The sequence below is a fragment of the Paraburkholderia sp. Clong3 genome (assembly GCF_050436485.1).
Lineage (GTDB): Bacteria > Pseudomonadota > Gammaproteobacteria > Burkholderiales > Burkholderiaceae > Paraburkholderia > Paraburkholderia tuberum.
Window position 1 is genome coordinate 3,390,014 of the sequence record NZ_JBNDMH010000002.1, and the last position, 14,595, is coordinate 3,404,608.

At 58.0% G+C, this 14,595-nt stretch carries 9 protein-coding genes, 6 tRNA genes and 3 rRNA genes; all 18 read left to right on the top strand.

What is annotated here, in order from left to right; translation table 11 throughout:
* The first annotated feature begins 184 nt into the window (after nt 1-184).
* The 18 genes from OKW30_RS19710 to rplL all read left to right on the top strand — a co-directional run bounded on the left by OKW30_RS19710 (nt 185) and on the right by rplL (nt 14,402).
* Complete coding sequence (locus OKW30_RS19710; RefSeq protein WP_429347419.1) at nt 185-1,807, top strand: NAD(P)/FAD-dependent oxidoreductase; 1,623 nt, start codon at nt 185-187, stop codon at nt 1,805-1,807.
* A gap of 113 nt (nt 1,808-1,920) precedes the next feature.
* Nucleotides 1,921-3,201: an SGNH/GDSL hydrolase family protein gene (locus OKW30_RS19715; RefSeq protein ID WP_184073510.1), complete on the top strand. Its 1,281-nt coding sequence runs from the start codon at nt 1,921-1,923 to the stop codon at nt 3,199-3,201.
* A 361-nt stretch (nt 3,202-3,562) separates the two neighbouring features.
* Nucleotides 3,563-5,095, top strand: a 16S ribosomal RNA gene (locus OKW30_RS19720).
* 76 nt (nt 5,096-5,171) lie between these two features.
* Nucleotides 5,172-5,248: transfer RNA gene (locus tag OKW30_RS19725), tRNA-Ile, on the top strand.
* A 53-nt stretch (nt 5,249-5,301) separates the two neighbouring features.
* Nucleotides 5,302-5,377 (top strand) — tRNA-Ala (locus tag OKW30_RS19730).
* 344 nt (nt 5,378-5,721) lie between these two features.
* Nucleotides 5,722-8,707 (top strand): 23S ribosomal RNA (locus OKW30_RS19735).
* Nucleotides 8,708-8,934: 227 nt separating this feature from the next.
* A 5S ribosomal RNA gene (gene rrf, locus OKW30_RS19740) occupies nt 8,935-9,048 on the top strand.
* Together the 16S, 23S and 5S rRNA genes with 5 tRNA genes alongside form the textbook arrangement of a ribosomal RNA operon.
* 156 nt (nt 9,049-9,204) lie before the next feature.
* A tRNA-Tyr gene (locus tag OKW30_RS19745) sits at nt 9,205-9,290 on the top strand.
* Nucleotides 9,291-9,330: 40 nt separating this feature from the next.
* Nucleotides 9,331-9,404, top strand: a tRNA-Gly gene (locus OKW30_RS19750).
* 16 nt (nt 9,405-9,420) lie between these two features.
* Nucleotides 9,421-9,495: transfer RNA gene (locus OKW30_RS19755), tRNA-Thr, on the top strand.
* Nucleotides 9,496-9,557: 62 nt separating this feature from the next.
* Complete coding sequence (gene tuf / locus OKW30_RS19760) at nt 9,558-10,748, top strand: elongation factor Tu (RefSeq protein WP_129958904.1); 1,191 nt, start codon at nt 9,558-9,560, stop codon at nt 10,746-10,748.
* Between the two features lie 64 nt (nt 10,749-10,812).
* A tRNA-Trp gene (locus tag OKW30_RS19765) sits at nt 10,813-10,888 on the top strand.
* Nucleotides 10,889-10,922: 34 nt separating this feature from the next.
* Nucleotides 10,923-11,303, top strand: coding sequence for a preprotein translocase subunit SecE (secE, locus tag OKW30_RS19770; protein WP_184040841.1), 381 nt, complete (start codon nt 10,923-10,925; stop codon nt 11,301-11,303).
* A 1-nt stretch (nt 11,304) separates the two neighbouring features.
* Nucleotides 11,305-11,862 carry a transcription termination/antitermination protein NusG gene (nusG, locus tag OKW30_RS19775; protein WP_013090767.1) on the top strand — a complete coding sequence of 186 codons (558 nt, stop codon included), beginning with the start codon at nt 11,305-11,307 and terminating at the stop codon, nt 11,860-11,862.
* A 161-nt stretch (nt 11,863-12,023) separates the two neighbouring features.
* Nucleotides 12,024-12,455, top strand: coding sequence for a 50S ribosomal protein L11 (gene rplK, locus OKW30_RS19780; RefSeq protein ID WP_008922976.1), 432 nt, complete (start codon nt 12,024-12,026; stop codon nt 12,453-12,455).
* Nucleotides 12,456-13,154 (top strand): 50S ribosomal protein L1, encoded by a 699-nt coding sequence (gene rplA, locus OKW30_RS19785; protein WP_184070695.1) that lies wholly within the window; start codon nt 12,456-12,458, stop codon nt 13,152-13,154.
* A 303-nt stretch (nt 13,155-13,457) separates the two neighbouring features.
* Nucleotides 13,458-13,961, top strand: coding sequence for a 50S ribosomal protein L10 (rplJ, locus tag OKW30_RS19790; RefSeq protein ID WP_062129470.1), 504 nt, complete (start codon nt 13,458-13,460; stop codon nt 13,959-13,961).
* 63 nt (nt 13,962-14,024) lie between these two features.
* Nucleotides 14,025-14,402: a 50S ribosomal protein L7/L12 gene (rplL, locus tag OKW30_RS19795; RefSeq protein ID WP_018420143.1), complete on the top strand. Its 378-nt coding sequence runs from the start codon at nt 14,025-14,027 to the stop codon at nt 14,400-14,402.
* Nucleotides 14,403-14,595 lie beyond the last annotated feature (193 nt).

The following is a 14,595-nucleotide window of genomic DNA, read 5'->3' on the forward strand; positions in this document are numbered from 1 at the left end:
TTAATAAATTTTTTGTGCAGAGACGTTGGGGCTGATAGCTCATTGAGGGCGTCGAAGCATGCATGCTGGTTTGCCCGGTTTCGACGGGCCGGCGCTTCATGACCGGCCGTCACCCCGCGCCGACACTTACCGGTAAAATTGCGAATTGGCCGCGATTTGCGGCCCACTTGCATCTCCGGTACTCATGTTACGTCTAAGCGAAATCAAACTCCCGCTCGATCATCCCGAAAGCGCCCTCGAAGCCGCCATCCGTGCGTGCCTCACGGAACTCGGCGTGGCGCGGGACGGGCTCATCCGATACACCGTGTTTCGCCGCGCGCACGACGCGCGCAAGCGCGCCGACATCAAGCTCACCTACATCGTCGATGTCGAGGTCAAGGATGAAGGGGCCGCGCTGAAACGGCTCGCCGACGTGCCGCATTGCGGCGTGACGCCTGATATGCGCTACAAGTTCGTCGCCGCAGCGCCCGCCCAAGTGAGCACGCCGCGTCCGGTCGTCATCGGCATGGGGCCGTGCGGACTGTTCGCGGGTCTGATCCTCGCGCAGATGGGCTTCCGGCCGATCATCCTCGAGCGCGGCAAGGCCGTACGTGAGCGCACCAAGGACACGTTTGGCCTGTGGCGCAAATCGGTGCTGAATCCCGAGTCGAACGTGCAGTTCGGCGAAGGTGGCGCGGGCACCTTTTCGGACGGCAAGCTCTACAGCCAGATCAAGGACCCCAAACACTACGGCCGCAAGGTGCTCGACGAATTCGTGCGGGCCGGTGCGCCGGAGGACATCCTGTACCTGAGCCGGCCGCATATCGGCACGTTTCGTCTCGTCAGCATGGTCGAGAAGATGCGCGCGAGCATCCACGAGTTGGGCGGCGAAGTGCGCTTCGAAACGCGTGTCGAGGACATCGACATCGACAACGGCCAGGTGCGCGGGCTGAAGCTGTCGACCGGCGAGACGCTGCGCTGCGACCACGTTGTGCTGGCGGTCGGCCATAGCGCACGCGATACCTTCCAGATGCTGTACGACCGCGGCGTCCACGTCGAGGCGAAGCCGTTTTCGCTCGGTTTTCGGATCGAGCATCCGCAAGGGATCATCGATCGGAGCCGTTTTGGGAAATTTGCCGGTCACAAACAGCTCGGCGCAGCCGACTACAAGGTGGTGCACCACTGCAGCAACGGGCGAGCGGTTTATAGCTTCTGCATGTGTCCCGGCGGCACCGTGGTGGCGGCCACGTCCGAGCTGGGGCGCGTCGTCACGAACGGCATGAGCCAGTACTCGCGCGCGGAGCGCAACGCGAACGCGGGCATCGTGGTCGGCATTACGCCAGACGACTACCCGGGCGGGCCGCTCGCCGGCATCGCGTTCCAGCGCAAGTGGGAGGAGCGGGCGTTCGAGCTCGGTGGCGGTAACTATATGGCTCCAGGGCAGTTGGTCGGCGACTTCATCGCGGGGCGGCCGTCCACTTCACTCGGCTCGGTCGTTCCGTCGTACAAGCCGGGCGTGCGGCCAACCGATCTCAGCACCGCGCTGCCCGACTACGCGATCGAAGCGATTCGCGAAGCGCTGCCACAGATGGAGAAGAAAATCGCCGGTTTCGCGATGCATGATGCGGTGCTGACCGGCGTTGAAACGCGAACTTCGTCGCCGGTACGCGTGCGTCGAGGCGACGACTACCAGAGTGTCAACGTCAACGGGCTGTATCCGGCGGGCGAGGGTGCGGGGTATGCGGGCGGGATCTACTCGGCGGCAATCGACGGAATCGAGGTCGCCGAAGCGGTCGCGCTGAAGATCATGAGTCAGCAAACGGCGTGAGTCCGAGCCGGCACAGCCGCCGGGCGCCGGGGTAAGCGGACCTGCCTGCGATTGCCGGCGATTGCCGCGTCGTTCGGGCACAATGCGCGTTTCGCCTCGAACCGATCCTCCGAATGACCATTCGCACCCTGGCTGTCGCATGCGGCGCGGCGCTGCTCGCCCAATTTGCCCCGTTTGTCGTTTCCTCGAGTGCGTTCGCTGCCGAAGCGTCCGAGCATTGGGTCGTCGTTTGGGCGACCGCGCTGCAACCGATTCCACAGCGGGCCGAGTTGCCACCGCTGTATCGCGCGCCGGAAGTCGCCGGGCGCACCGTTCGGCAAATCGTGTATCCGACGTTGTCGGGGAGGGTGGCGCGAATTCATCTGAGTAATGCGTACGGCAAGACGCCTCTCGTCATCGACGAACTGCGCATCGCGCGCTCGGCCGGTGGCGCTGCAGCAGTCGAGGGCGCCGGCAGTCGGGTGACGTTTGGCGGTAAGGGCGCGGTCAGCGTCCCGCCTGGCGGCGAGCTGGACAGCGATCCGGTCGCGATCGATGTCGTCGAGGGCGCGCCATATGCGATCAGTGCGTTCGTGGGACCGGAGCAGCGGATCGTCGCATGGCACCGAGTGTCGAATCAGGTGAATTATGTGTCCTGGCCCGGCAATCACACCACCGACGCGTCCGCCACGGCGTTTCCCGGCCGCTTCACGCAATATGTGTGGGTCACGGGTTTGTCGGTGGAGGCGGCGGCACCGTCGCTTGCCGTGGCCGCGATCGGCGACTCGATCACCGACGGCATGCGCTCCACCCTCAACCAGAACCGTCGCTGGCCGGATGCGCTGGCTCGGCGGCTGGCGGCGAGCGGCGCGCAGTCGACCGCGATCGTGAATCTCGGCATCAGCGGCAACCGGCTCCTGAGCGACTCGCCTTGCTATGGCGACGCGCTTGCGAGCCGCTTCGAGCGCGACGTTTTGCGACGTCCAGGCGTCAAAGCGGCGATCCTGCTGATTGGCATCAACGACATCAACTTTGCGGCAATGCCGCCTCATGGCGGCCTCGACTGCGATTTTCCTCATACGTCGGTCACGGCTGCCGATCTGATCGCCGGTTACCAGCGAGTGATCGCGGCCGCGCGGCGCAACGGTGTCAAGATGTTCGGCGCGACGCTGACGCCGGCGTCGCTGCCACCGGAGCGGGAAAACATCCGACTCGCGGTTAATCAGTGGATCCGAACTAGTCGTGCTTTCGATGGCGTCGTCGACTTCGACGCGGCGTTGCGCGATCGGGCGCAGCCGGAGCGTCTGCAGCGCGCTTTCGATAGCGGCGATCACATCCATCCAAGCGACGCGGGCTACGCGGCTATGGCCGCTGCAGTTCCTGTCGAGGTCGTGGTGGATGCGACCCGGAAGTGAGCGGCAACTTTTTTAAGCGAAAGCAAAAACGGGTATTGACGAGACGCGAAAGAGTCTCCATAATTTCGCTTCTCTGCTGCAGACGCAGCGACGCAAACGAAGCGGTGCCGGGTGGTGGTGGTTCAGGTGGTTCAGGCACGGCGGGTTTGGCGGACCGATCTTTAAAAACTAACAGTCGATAAGTGTGGGCGCTTGATGCGGAATGCGGCGGCGGATTCTCCGGAGTCTGCTGTCAGGCAGAAGTATCAGAAGCCTCACACAGTATTAGAGGAAGGTTTGTCTGTCGAAAGACGGATCAATCATCGTCAGTACGTTGAGTGAGCGACCGGGTTCGAGAGAGCCCGAACACAGTAACAGGTTTGAACTGAAGAGTTTGATCCTGGCTCAGATTGAACGCTGGCGGCATGCCTTACACATGCAAGTCGAACGGCAGCACGGACTTCGGTCTGGTGGCGAGTGGCGAACGGGTGAGTAATACATCGGAACGTGTCCTGGAGTGGGGGATAGCCCGGCGAAAGCCGGATTAATACCGCATACGCTCGGGAGAGGAAAGCGGGGGATCTTTCGGGACCTCGCGCTCAAGGGGCGGCCGATGGCAGATTAGGTAGTTGGTGGGGTAAAGGCCTACCAAGCCGACGATCTGTAGCTGGTCTGAGAGGACGACCAGCCACACTGGGACTGAGACACGGCCCAGACTCCTACGGGAGGCAGCAGTGGGGAATTTTGGACAATGGGCGCAAGCCTGATCCAGCAATGCCGCGTGTGTGAAGAAGGCCTTCGGGTTGTAAAGCACTTTTGTCCGGAAAGAAAACCTCGTGGCTAATATCCGTGAGGGATGACGGTACCGGAAGAATAAGCACCGGCTAACTACGTGCCAGCAGCCGCGGTAATACGTAGGGTGCGAGCGTTAATCGGAATTACTGGGCGTAAAGCGTGCGCAGGCGGTGCTGTAAGACCGATGTGAAATCCCCGGGCTTAACCTGGGAACTGCATTGGTGACTGCAGCGCTGGAGTATGGCAGAGGGGGGTGGAATTCCACGTGTAGCAGTGAAATGCGTAGAGATGTGGAGGAACACCGATGGCGAAGGCAGCCCCCTGGGCCAATACTGACGCTCATGCACGAAAGCGTGGGGAGCAAACAGGATTAGATACCCTGGTAGTCCACGCCCTAAACGATGTCAACTGGTTGTCGGGCCTTCATTGGCTTGGTAACGTAGCTAACGCGTGAAGTTGACCGCCTGGGGAGTACGGTCGCAAGATTAAAACTCAAAGGAATTGACGGGGACCCGCACAAGCGGTGGATGATGTGGATTAATTCGATGCAACGCGAAAAACCTTACCTACCCTTGACATGTATGGAATCCTGCCGAGAGGCGGGCGTGCCCGAAAGGGAGCCATAACACAGGTGCTGCATGGCTGTCGTCAGCTCGTGTCGTGAGATGTTGGGTTAAGTCCCGCAACGAGCGCAACCCTTGTCCCTAGTTGCTACGCAAGAGCACTCCAGGGAGACTGCCGGTGACAAACCGGAGGAAGGTGGGGATGACGTCAAGTCCTCATGGCCCTTATGGGTAGGGCTTCACACGTCATACAATGGTCGGAACAGAGGGTTGCCAAGCCGCGAGGTGGAGCCAATCCCAGAAAACCGATCGTAGTCCGGATCGCACTCTGCAACTCGGGTGCGTGAAGCTGGAATCGCTAGTAATCGCGGATCAGCATGCCGCGGTGAATACGTTCCCGGGTCTTGTACACACCGCCCGTCACACCATGGGAGTGGGTTTTACCAGAAGTGGCTAGTCTAACCGCAAGGAGGACGGTCACCACGGTAGGATTCATGACTGGGGTGAAGTCGTAACAAGGTAGCCGTATCGGAAGGTGCGGCTGGATCACCTCCTTTCCAGAGCTGTGCATTCATTGCACTCAAGTGCTCACGCTTATCGGCTGTGGTTAGAAGAAACGCAGACAGACTTCAGGGGTCTGTAGCTCAGCCGGTTAGAGCACCGTCTTGATAAGGCGGGGGTCGATGGTTCGAATCCATCCAGACCCACCACGGTCTTGTCTGGTGAGCTGAAGGGCCGGGGCCGCTGGAATATCTGTGGGACTGGGGGATTAGCTCAGCTGGGAGAGCACCTGCTTTGCAAGCAGGGGGTCGTCGGTTCGATCCCGTCATCCTCCACCAATCCTCAATGCGCAGGGTTCTGCCTGAAGGCAGAGCGTTGCGCATTGGCGATTGAGCCAGTCAGAGCGGTATGAGGCACAGGCTTCATACCGGCTGCCGTTCTTTAACAATCAGGAAGAAGTAGTAAAGAGATTCACGAAAGGCACCTGGAGATGGGTGCCGAGTAGGTGAATCAGGGTTGTGATTGTATCGATGTATTTTAAAGGTGATCGAAAGATTGCCTTGGAATACGGCGCAACACGAATACTCAACCTGTAGCGAGTGCGTCTATCCCCTCCGGGGATGGGACCCACGTAAGCGCTAAAGCGCTAACGTGGGTCGACACAGAGACACACCCGTTATAGGGTCAAGCGAACAAGTGCATGTGGTGGATGCCTTGGCGATCACAGGCGATGAAGGACGCGGTAGCCTGCGAAAAGCTCCGGGGAGCTGGCAAACGAGCATTGATCCGGAGATGTCCGAATGGGGAAACCCACTCCTAATGGAGTATCCGTAGCTGAATCCATAGGCTACGTGAAGCGAACGCGGTGAACTGAAACATCTAAGTAACCGCAGGAAAAGAAATCAACCGAGATTCCCAGAGTAGTGGCGAGCGAAATGGGATCAGCCGGTACACGTTATCTGTATTGTTAGTCGAACGCTCTGGAAAGTGCGGCCATAGCAGGTGATAGCCCTGTAGACGAAAACAGCATGGAAGAACTGGGTGTACGAGAAGTAGGGCGGGACACGTGAAATCCTGTCTGAAGATGGGGGGACCATCCTCCAAGGCTAAATACTCGTGATCGACCGATAGTGAACCAGTACCGTGAGGGAAAGGCGAAAAGAACCCCGGGAGGGGAGTGAAACAGATCCTGAAACCGCATGCATACAAACAGTCGGAGCCCCGCTTTAAGCGCTTTCGACGCATTCATGAAATGAATGCGTCAAAAGACATCAAGTCTGAAACATGACCACTGCGCGCTTGAAGTGGATTTAAGCGCGAGAGCGCTTAAAGCGGGGTGACGGCGTACCTTTTGTATAATGGGTCAGCGACTTACATTCAGTGGCGAGCTTAACCGATTAGGGCAGGCGTAGCGAAAGCGAGTCCGAACAGGGCGTCCAGTCGCTGGGTGTAGACCCGAAACCAGGTGATCTATCCATGGCCAGGTTGAAGGCACGGTAACACGTGCTGGAGGACCGAACCCACTAACGTTGAAAAGTTAGGGGATGAGCTGTGGATAGGGGTGAAAGGCTAAACAAACCTGGAAATAGCTGGTTCTCTCCGAAAACTATTTAGGTAGTGCCTCGTGTGTCACCTTCGGGGGTAGAGCACTGTCATGGTTGTGGGGTCCATTGCGGATTACTACGCCATAGCAAACTCCGAATACCGAAGAGTGCAATCACGGGAGACAGACATCGGGTGCTAACGTCCGGTGTCAAGAGGGAAACAACCCAGACCGCCAGCTAAGGTCCCCAAATATGGCTAAGTGGGAAACGAAGTGGGAAGGCTAAAACAGTCAGGAGGTTGGCTTAGAAGCAGCCACCCTTTAAAGAAAGCGTAATAGCTCACTGATCGAGTCGTCCTGCGCGGAAGATGTAACGGGGCTAAGTCATATACCGAAGCTGCGGATGCACAGTAATGTGCATGGTAGGAGAGCGTTCCGTAAGCCTGCGAAGGTGCACTGGAAAGTGTGCTGGAGGTATCGGAAGTGCGAATGCTGACATGAGTAGCGATAAAGGGGGTGAAAGGCCCCCTCGCCGTAAGCCCAAGGTTTCCTACGCAACGTTCATCGGCGTAGGGTGAGTCGGCCCCTAAGGCGAGGCAGAAATGCGTAGCTGATGGGAAGCAGATTAATATTTCTGCACCATTGTGAAATGCGATGGGGGGACGGATCGCGGAAGGTTGTCCGGGTGTTGGAAGTCCCGGTCCTTGCATTGGAGAAGGCGCTTTGGCAAATCCGGGCGCGCAATTCAAGGGTGCGAGGCGAGCCACTTCGGTGGCGAAGCAACTGGAAGGGGTTCCAGGAAAAGCCTCTAAGCTTCAGTTTCACAGTGACCGTACCGCAAACCGACACAGGTGGGCGAGATGAGTATTCTAAGGCGCTTGAGAGAACTCGGGAGAAGGAACTCGGCAAATTGGTACCGTAACTTCGGGATAAGGTACGCCCTCATAGCCTGACTGGCCTGCGCCAGAAGGGTGAAAGGGTTGCAATAAACTGGTGGCTGCGACTGTTTAATAAAAACACAGCACTCTGCAAACACGAAAGTGGACGTATAGGGTGTGACGCCTGCCCGGTGCCGGAAGATTAAATGATGGGGTGCAAGCTCCTGATTGAAGTCCCGGTAAACGGCGGCCGTAACTATAACGGTCCTAAGGTAGCGAAATTCCTTGTCGGGTAAGTTCCGACCTGCACGAATGGCGTAACGATGGCCACACTGTCTCCTCCCGAGACTCAGCGAAGTTGAAGTGTTTGTGATGATGCAATCTCCCCGCGGCTAGACGGAAAGACCCCATGAACCTTTACTGTAGCTTTGCATTGGACTTTGAACCGGTCTGTGTAGGATAGGTGGGAGGCTATGAAGTTGGGACGCCAGTCTCAATGGAGCCGTCCTTGAAATACCACCCTGATCTGTTTGAGGTTCTAACCTTGGCCCGTGATCCGGGTCGGGGACAGTGCATGGTAGGCAGTTTGACTGGGGCGGTCTCCTCCCAAAGTGTAACGGAGGAGTACGAAGGTACGCTAGGTACGGTCGGAAATCGTGCTGATAGTGCAATGGCATAAGCGTGCTTGACTGTGAGACTGACAAGTCGAACAGGTGCGAAAGCAGGTCATAGTGATCCGGTGGTTCTGTATGGAAGGGCCATCGCTCAACGGATAAAAGGTACTCTGGGGATAACAGGCTGATACCGCCCAAGAGTTCATATCGACGGCGGTGTTTGGCACCTCGATGTCGGCTCATCTCATCCTGGGGCTGTAGTCGGTCCCAAGGGTATGGCTGTTCGCCATTTAAAGAGGTACGTGAGCTGGGTTTAAAACGTCGTGAGACAGTTTGGTCCCTATCTGCCGTGGGCGCTGGATATTTGAAGGGGGCTGCTCCTAGTACGAGAGGACCGGAGTGGACGAACCTCTGGTGTACCGGTTGTCACGCCAGTGGCATCGCCGGGTAGCTATGTTCGGAAGAGATAACCGCTGAAAGCATCTAAGCGGGAAACTCGCCTTAAGATGAGATATCCCCGGGGCTTCGAGCCCCTTGAAGGGTCGTTCAAGACCAGGACGTTGATAGGTCAGGTGTGCACGTACAGTAATGTACTGAGCTAACTGATACTAATTGCCCGTAAGGCTTGATCCTATAACAGGTGTGTCTCGACCCGCGTTAGTGCTTGAGCACTGACGCCGGTCCGATCCCCGAAGGGGATTGGTGTGAACTCCCGCGGGAGCCAGCAGAAACGCACGGTTGGGATTCAGTGTTGTGCCAGAAACAACACAACCCCCCACACCCGAATCCTTTACGCTTCTTCCCGATTGGCTGTGGCGCAAGCGGTTGACTCCAACCCTGCGACGCAGCAACCCGTCATGCCTGATGACCATAGCGAGTCGGTCCCACCCCTTCCCATCCCGAACAGGACCGTGAAACGACTCCACGCCGATGATAGTGCGGATTGCCCGTGTGAAAGTAGGTAATCGTCAGGCTCCCCCCCAGTCAGAAACCCCACCCGCCGCGGTGGGGTTTTTGCGTTTACGGACGGCTAACACCCAATCACTATATAAGTGAGAGCGTTGGGATCGGAACGGTCAAGCAGCCCTTGACAAAGAGACATTGTTCCCCCATAATCGTCAGTTCTCTGCGGAGGGGTGCCCGAGTGGCTAAAGGGGGCAGACTGTAAATCTGTTGGCTTACGCCTACGTTGGTTCGAATCCAACCTCCTCCACCAGAATGCAAGATGTGGCAGTTGTTGGGAATCCATGATCCTTGCGGGTGTAGCTCAATGGTAGAGCAGAAGCCTTCCAAGCTTACGACGAGGGTTCGATTCCCTTCACCCGCTCCAGCAACACAGAGGTAGCGCCCATGTGGCTCAGTGGTAGAGCACTCCCTTGGTAAGGGAGAGGTCGGCAGTTCGATCCTGCCCATGGGCACCAGAAGTAATCGGTGATTGTTTGCGCCCGGCGCAACGTACGGAAAATCCTCTTAGGAGTCGAAAATGGCCAAGGGTAAGTTTGAGCGGACCAAGCCGCACGTGAACGTGGGCACGATCGGTCACGTTGACCACGGCAAGACCACGTTGACGGCAGCGATCACGACGGTCCTGACGCAGAAGTTTGGCGGCGAAGCGAAGGCGTACGACCAGATCGACGCGGCGCCGGAAGAAAAGGCGCGTGGCATTACCATCAACACCGCGCACGTCGAGTACGAAACGGCTAACCGCCACTACGCACACGTCGACTGCCCGGGCCACGCAGACTACGTGAAGAACATGATCACGGGCGCGGCGCAGATGGACGGCGCAATCCTGGTGTGCTCGGCTGCCGACGGCCCGATGCCGCAAACGCGTGAGCACATCCTGCTGGCGCGTCAGGTTGGCGTTCCGTACATCATCGTGTTCCTGAACAAGTGCGACATGGTGGACGACGCCGAGCTGCTGGAACTCGTCGAGATGGAAGTTCGCGAACTTCTGTCGAAGTACGACTTCCCGGGCGACGACACGCCGATCATCAAGGGTTCGGCCAAGCTGGCGCTGGAAGGCGACAAGGGCGAGTTGGGTGAGGTAGCGATCATGAACCTGGCCGATGCGCTGGACACGTACATCCCGACGCCGGAGCGCGCGGTTGACGGTGCGTTCCTGATGCCGGTGGAAGACGTGTTCTCGATCTCGGGTCGCGGCACGGTGGTGACGGGTCGCGTCGAGCGCGGCGTGATCAAGGTTGGCGAGGAAATCGAGATCGTCGGTATCCGCGCAACGGCCAAGACGACCTGCACGGGCGTGGAAATGTTCCGCAAGCTGCTCGACCAGGGTCAGGCAGGCGACAACGTTGGTATCCTGCTGCGCGGCACGAAGCGTGAAGACGTGGAGCGTGGTCAGGTTCTGGCCAAGCCGGGTTCGATCAACCCGCACACGCACTTCACGGCTGAAGTGTACGTGCTGAGCAAGGACGAAGGCGGCCGTCACACGCCGTTCTTCAACAACTACCGTCCGCAGTTCTACTTCCGTACGACGGACGTGACCGGCTCGATCGAGCTGCCGAAGGACAAGGAAATGGTGATGCCGGGCGACAACGTGTCGATCACGGTGAAACTGATCAACCCGATCGCGATGGAAGAAGGTCTGCGCTTCGCAATTCGCGAGGGTGGCCGTACGGTCGGCGCTGGTGTCGTCGCCAAGATCATCGAGTAACGCCAGAGAGTTCTCGATAATCGGTTGTATCGGGGTTGGCGGTGTCGTCAACCCCAAATGGTTTAGGGGTATAGCTCAACTGGCAGAGCGTCGGTCTCCAAAACCGAAGGTTGGGGGTTCGATTCCCTCTGCCCCTGCCAACTATCGCGCCGTAGTGGCGCTTGTTAAGGTGTTATGGCGAATCCTTCCGTCGAAACTGTAAATACATCCGGCGACAAGTTGATGTTGATCGCAGGTGTGTTGCTGGTCTTGGCCGGGTTCGTGGGGTTCTTCTGGCTTAATGGCCAGGAATGGTACATCCGCGGAGCCGCCTTGGCTGTTGGTGCGATCGCGGGTGTCGCAGTCGGTCTTCTCTCGGCGCCTGGCAAGGGTTTCATCGCTTTCGCCAATGACTCATACAAAGAGGTCCGCAAGGTAGTTTGGCCGAGTCGCAAAGAGGCGACCCAAACAACACTCGTGGTCTTCGGCTTCGTAGTCGTGATGGCTATCTTCCTCTGGGTTTGTGATAAATCCATTGAGTGGGCGATTTTCTCGGCGATTCTGGGTTGGAAATGATATGAGTGATACTCCGGCATCCCCGAGCGGCAAACGTTGGTACGTAGTGCACGCATATTCCGGTATGGAGAAGAGCGTGCAACGAGCGCTTCAGGAGCGCATCGAGCGGGCTGGTATGCAGGAACAGTTCGGCCAGATCCTCGTTCCAACGGAAGAGGTTGTTGAGGTAAAGGGCGGTCACAAATCAGTAACCGAACGTCGTTTCTTCCCGGGCTATGTTTTAGTCGAAATGGAAATGACAGACGAAACGTGGCACCTCGTGAAAAATACGGCGAAGGTGACCGGCTTCGTCGGCGGGGCGCGTAATCGGCCGAGCCCGATCTCCCCTCGGGAAGTTGAAAAGATCATGTCGCAGATGCAGGAGGGCGTGGAGAAGCCGCGTCCGAAGACCCTGTTTGAGGTAGGCGAGATGGTGCGCGTGAAAGAAGGCCCGTTCACAGATTTCAACGGGAGCGTCGAAGAAGTGAACTACGAAAAGTCGCGAGTCCGTGTTTCCGTTACAATCTTCGGCCGCGCAACGCCGGTCGAGTTGGAATTCGGCCAAGTCGAAAAGTTGTAGTCTAGATTTTACGGAACGCACCGCTAGGTGCGTTCCGTATTTCGCGCTTACGGTCCGCGTAATGGCCGTTGAGGAGCGTAACTAGTCAGTTTGTCGGCGAACACGCGCTACTACTCACTGAGCGTCCGCCCGTAAGGCGGCGTTCCACAGAGGTTCTCGAAATGGCAAAGAAAATTATCGGCTTTATCAAGCTGCAGATTCCTGCAGGTAAAGCCAACCCGTCGCCGCCGGTTGGTCCGGCACTGGGTCAGCGCGGCCTGAACATCATGGAGTTCTGCAAGGCGTTCAACGCGCAGACTCAAGCGATGGAACCGGGTCTGCCGATTCCTGTCGTGATCACGGCATTCGCGGACAAGAGCTTCACGTTCGTTCTGAAGACGCCGCCGGCTACGGTTCTGATCAAGAAGGCAGCGAAGCTCGACAAGGGTTCGAGCAAGCCGCATACCGACAAGGTCGGCAAGATCACCCGCGCTCAAGCTGAAGATATCGCCAAGACCAAGATGCCCGATCTGACGGCTGCTGATCTGGACGCAGCGGTTCGTACGATCGCTGGTAGCGCCCGCTCGATGGGCATCACCGTGGAGGGCGTGTAAATGGCTAAGCTTTCGAAGCGTCTGCAAGCATTTGCAGCCAAAGTGGATCGTCAGAAGCTGTACCGGATCGAAGACGCTCTATCGCTCGTGAAGGAATGCGCAAGCGCGAAGTTCGACGAGTCGATCGACGTCGCCGTGCAACTCGGCATTGACGCAAAGAAGTCGGATCAAGTGGTTCGCGGCTCGGTCGTGCTGCCCGCTGGTACCGGTAAGTCGGTCCGCGTCGCTGTGTTCGCGCAGGGCGAAAAGGCTGAGCAGGCTCGTGCCGCTGGTGCTGACGTCGTCGGTATGGAAGACCTGGCCGAACAGGTCAAGGCCGGGAACCTGAACTTCGACATCGTGATCGCTTCGCCGGACACGATGCGTATCGTCGGTACGCTCGGGCAGATTCTCGGCCCGCGTGGCCTGATGCCGAACCCGAAGGTTGGCACGGTCACGCCGGACGTCGCGACCGCGGTCAAGAACGCCAAGGCTGGTCAGGTGCAATTCCGTGTCGACAAGGCCGGCATTATCCACGCAACGATCGGCCGCGCTTCGTTTGAACCGGCAGCACTGCGCAACAACCTGAATGCGCTGATCGAAGCGCTGCAGAAGGCGAAGCCGGCAACGAGCAAGGGCGTGTATCTGCGCAAGGTCGCTTTGTCGAGCACGATGGGTGTTGGTGTTCGTGTCGACCAGACGTCGATCGCTGCCCAGTAATGAATTTCGCCGCTCCGGCGCGAGTTGGGGCGGCTTTTAAGGGCTTTGGGCGGTTGCGAGGTGGCAGTCTGCATCGCGCGACCGGTTGTCAAAGACCGTTGGTGGGCACGCAGCAAGTAGGCGGGTCCTTAATGTAAAGCCAACGCAGATGGCGAACCCGAAAAGGTTTTGTAGTGATGAAGCCGTTGGATGTCTGTAGCGATACGGATTTTTGACGGTCGAAATACTCCTGACTGGTCGGACGCCGTTATTGAATGCGGTACACAAGGCGCACGCTGCGTGTATCGAATCTGGAGGTTAACCGTGCCACTAAACAAAGAAAGCAAGCAGGCCGTCGTCGCTGAGGTTGCCGCGCAAGTCGCGAAAGCTCAGACCGTGGTTCTGGCTGAGTATCGTGGAATCGCGGTTGGCGATCTGACCAAGCTGCGCGCGAAAGCGCGTGAGCAACAGGTTTACCTTCGCGTGTTGAAGAACACGCTGGCGCGTCGCGCCGTCGAGGGTACCCCGTTTGCTCCGCTGGCAGAGCAGATGACTGGCCCCCTGATCTACGGCATCTCGGAAGATGCGATTGCTGCTGCTAAGGTCGTCAATGACTTCAGCAAGAGCAATGACAAGTTGGTCATCAAGGCTGGTTCCTACGAAGGCAAGGTGATGGACAAGGCTGGCGTGCAAGCGCTGGCAAGCATCCCGAGCCGCGAAGAACTGCTCTCCAAGCTGTTGTACGTTATGCAGGCACCTGTTTCTGGCTTCGCGCGCGCTCTGGCCGCGCTGGCAGAAAAGAAACAAGGCGAAGAAGCCGCTGCGTAATGCACTTCAGTCGAGCGTGATTGATCGCTGGCTGTATCCGAATTCAATTTAGGAGTATTTCAAATGGCAATCGCAAAAGAAGACATCCTCGAAGCCGTAGGCTCGATGTCGGTTCTGGAACTGAACGAGCTGGTCAAGGCGTTCGAAGAAAAGTTTGGCGTCTCGGCAGCTGCTGTTGCAGTGGCTGGCCCGGCAGGTGCAGCCGGCGGCGCTGCTGCTGCTGAAGAGCAGACCGAATTCACGGTCATCTTGGCAGAAACCGGTGCAAACAAGGTTTCGGTCATTAAGGCTGTTCGCGAATTGACGGGTCTCGGCCTGAAGGAAGCGAAGGATCTGGTCGACGGTGCACCGAAGCCCGTTAAGGAAGCGGTGCCCAAGGCTGCTGCTGAAGAAGCCAAGAAGAAGCTGGAAGAAGCCGGCGCGAAGGTTGAAATCAAGTAAGCTTCAACGCGCTGTGCGAAGGCTGGCGGTTTTTCACCGCCGGCCTTTTTGTGCTTTGTGGAGGACGCGTTTTTGCGGGCGTATGCCGGCAGGAATGTGATTCCGAGAAGCCAAAGAAAAACGCCCACGGTAATTTTGACCGGCATTTTTCTTTGTCTTCTGAAGCGACTGCAGAAGGCAAGTTTGGTCGGGT

Excerpts from the sequence above, each read along its gene's own strand:
- OKW30_RS19710 (WP_429347419.1), top strand. The coding sequence starts at position 185 with ATGTTACGTCTAAGCGAAATCAAACTCCCGCTCGATCATCCCGAAAGC.
- OKW30_RS19715 (WP_184073510.1), top strand. The coding sequence starts at position 1,921 with ATGACCATTCGCACCCTGGCTGTCGCATGCGGCGCGGCGCTGCTCGCC.
- tuf (WP_129958904.1), top strand. The coding sequence starts at position 9,558 with ATGGCCAAGGGTAAGTTTGAGCGGACCAAGCCGCACGTGAACGTGGGC.
- secE (WP_184040841.1), top strand. The coding sequence starts at position 10,923 with ATGGCGAATCCTTCCGTCGAAACTGTAAATACATCCGGCGACAAGTTG.
- nusG (WP_013090767.1), top strand. The coding sequence starts at position 11,305 with ATGAGTGATACTCCGGCATCCCCGAGCGGCAAACGTTGGTACGTAGTG.
- rplK (WP_008922976.1), top strand. The coding sequence starts at position 12,024 with ATGGCAAAGAAAATTATCGGCTTTATCAAGCTGCAGATTCCTGCAGGT.
- rplA (WP_184070695.1), top strand. The coding sequence starts at position 12,456 with ATGGCTAAGCTTTCGAAGCGTCTGCAAGCATTTGCAGCCAAAGTGGAT.
- rplL (WP_018420143.1), top strand. The coding sequence starts at position 14,025 with ATGGCAATCGCAAAAGAAGACATCCTCGAAGCCGTAGGCTCGATGTCG.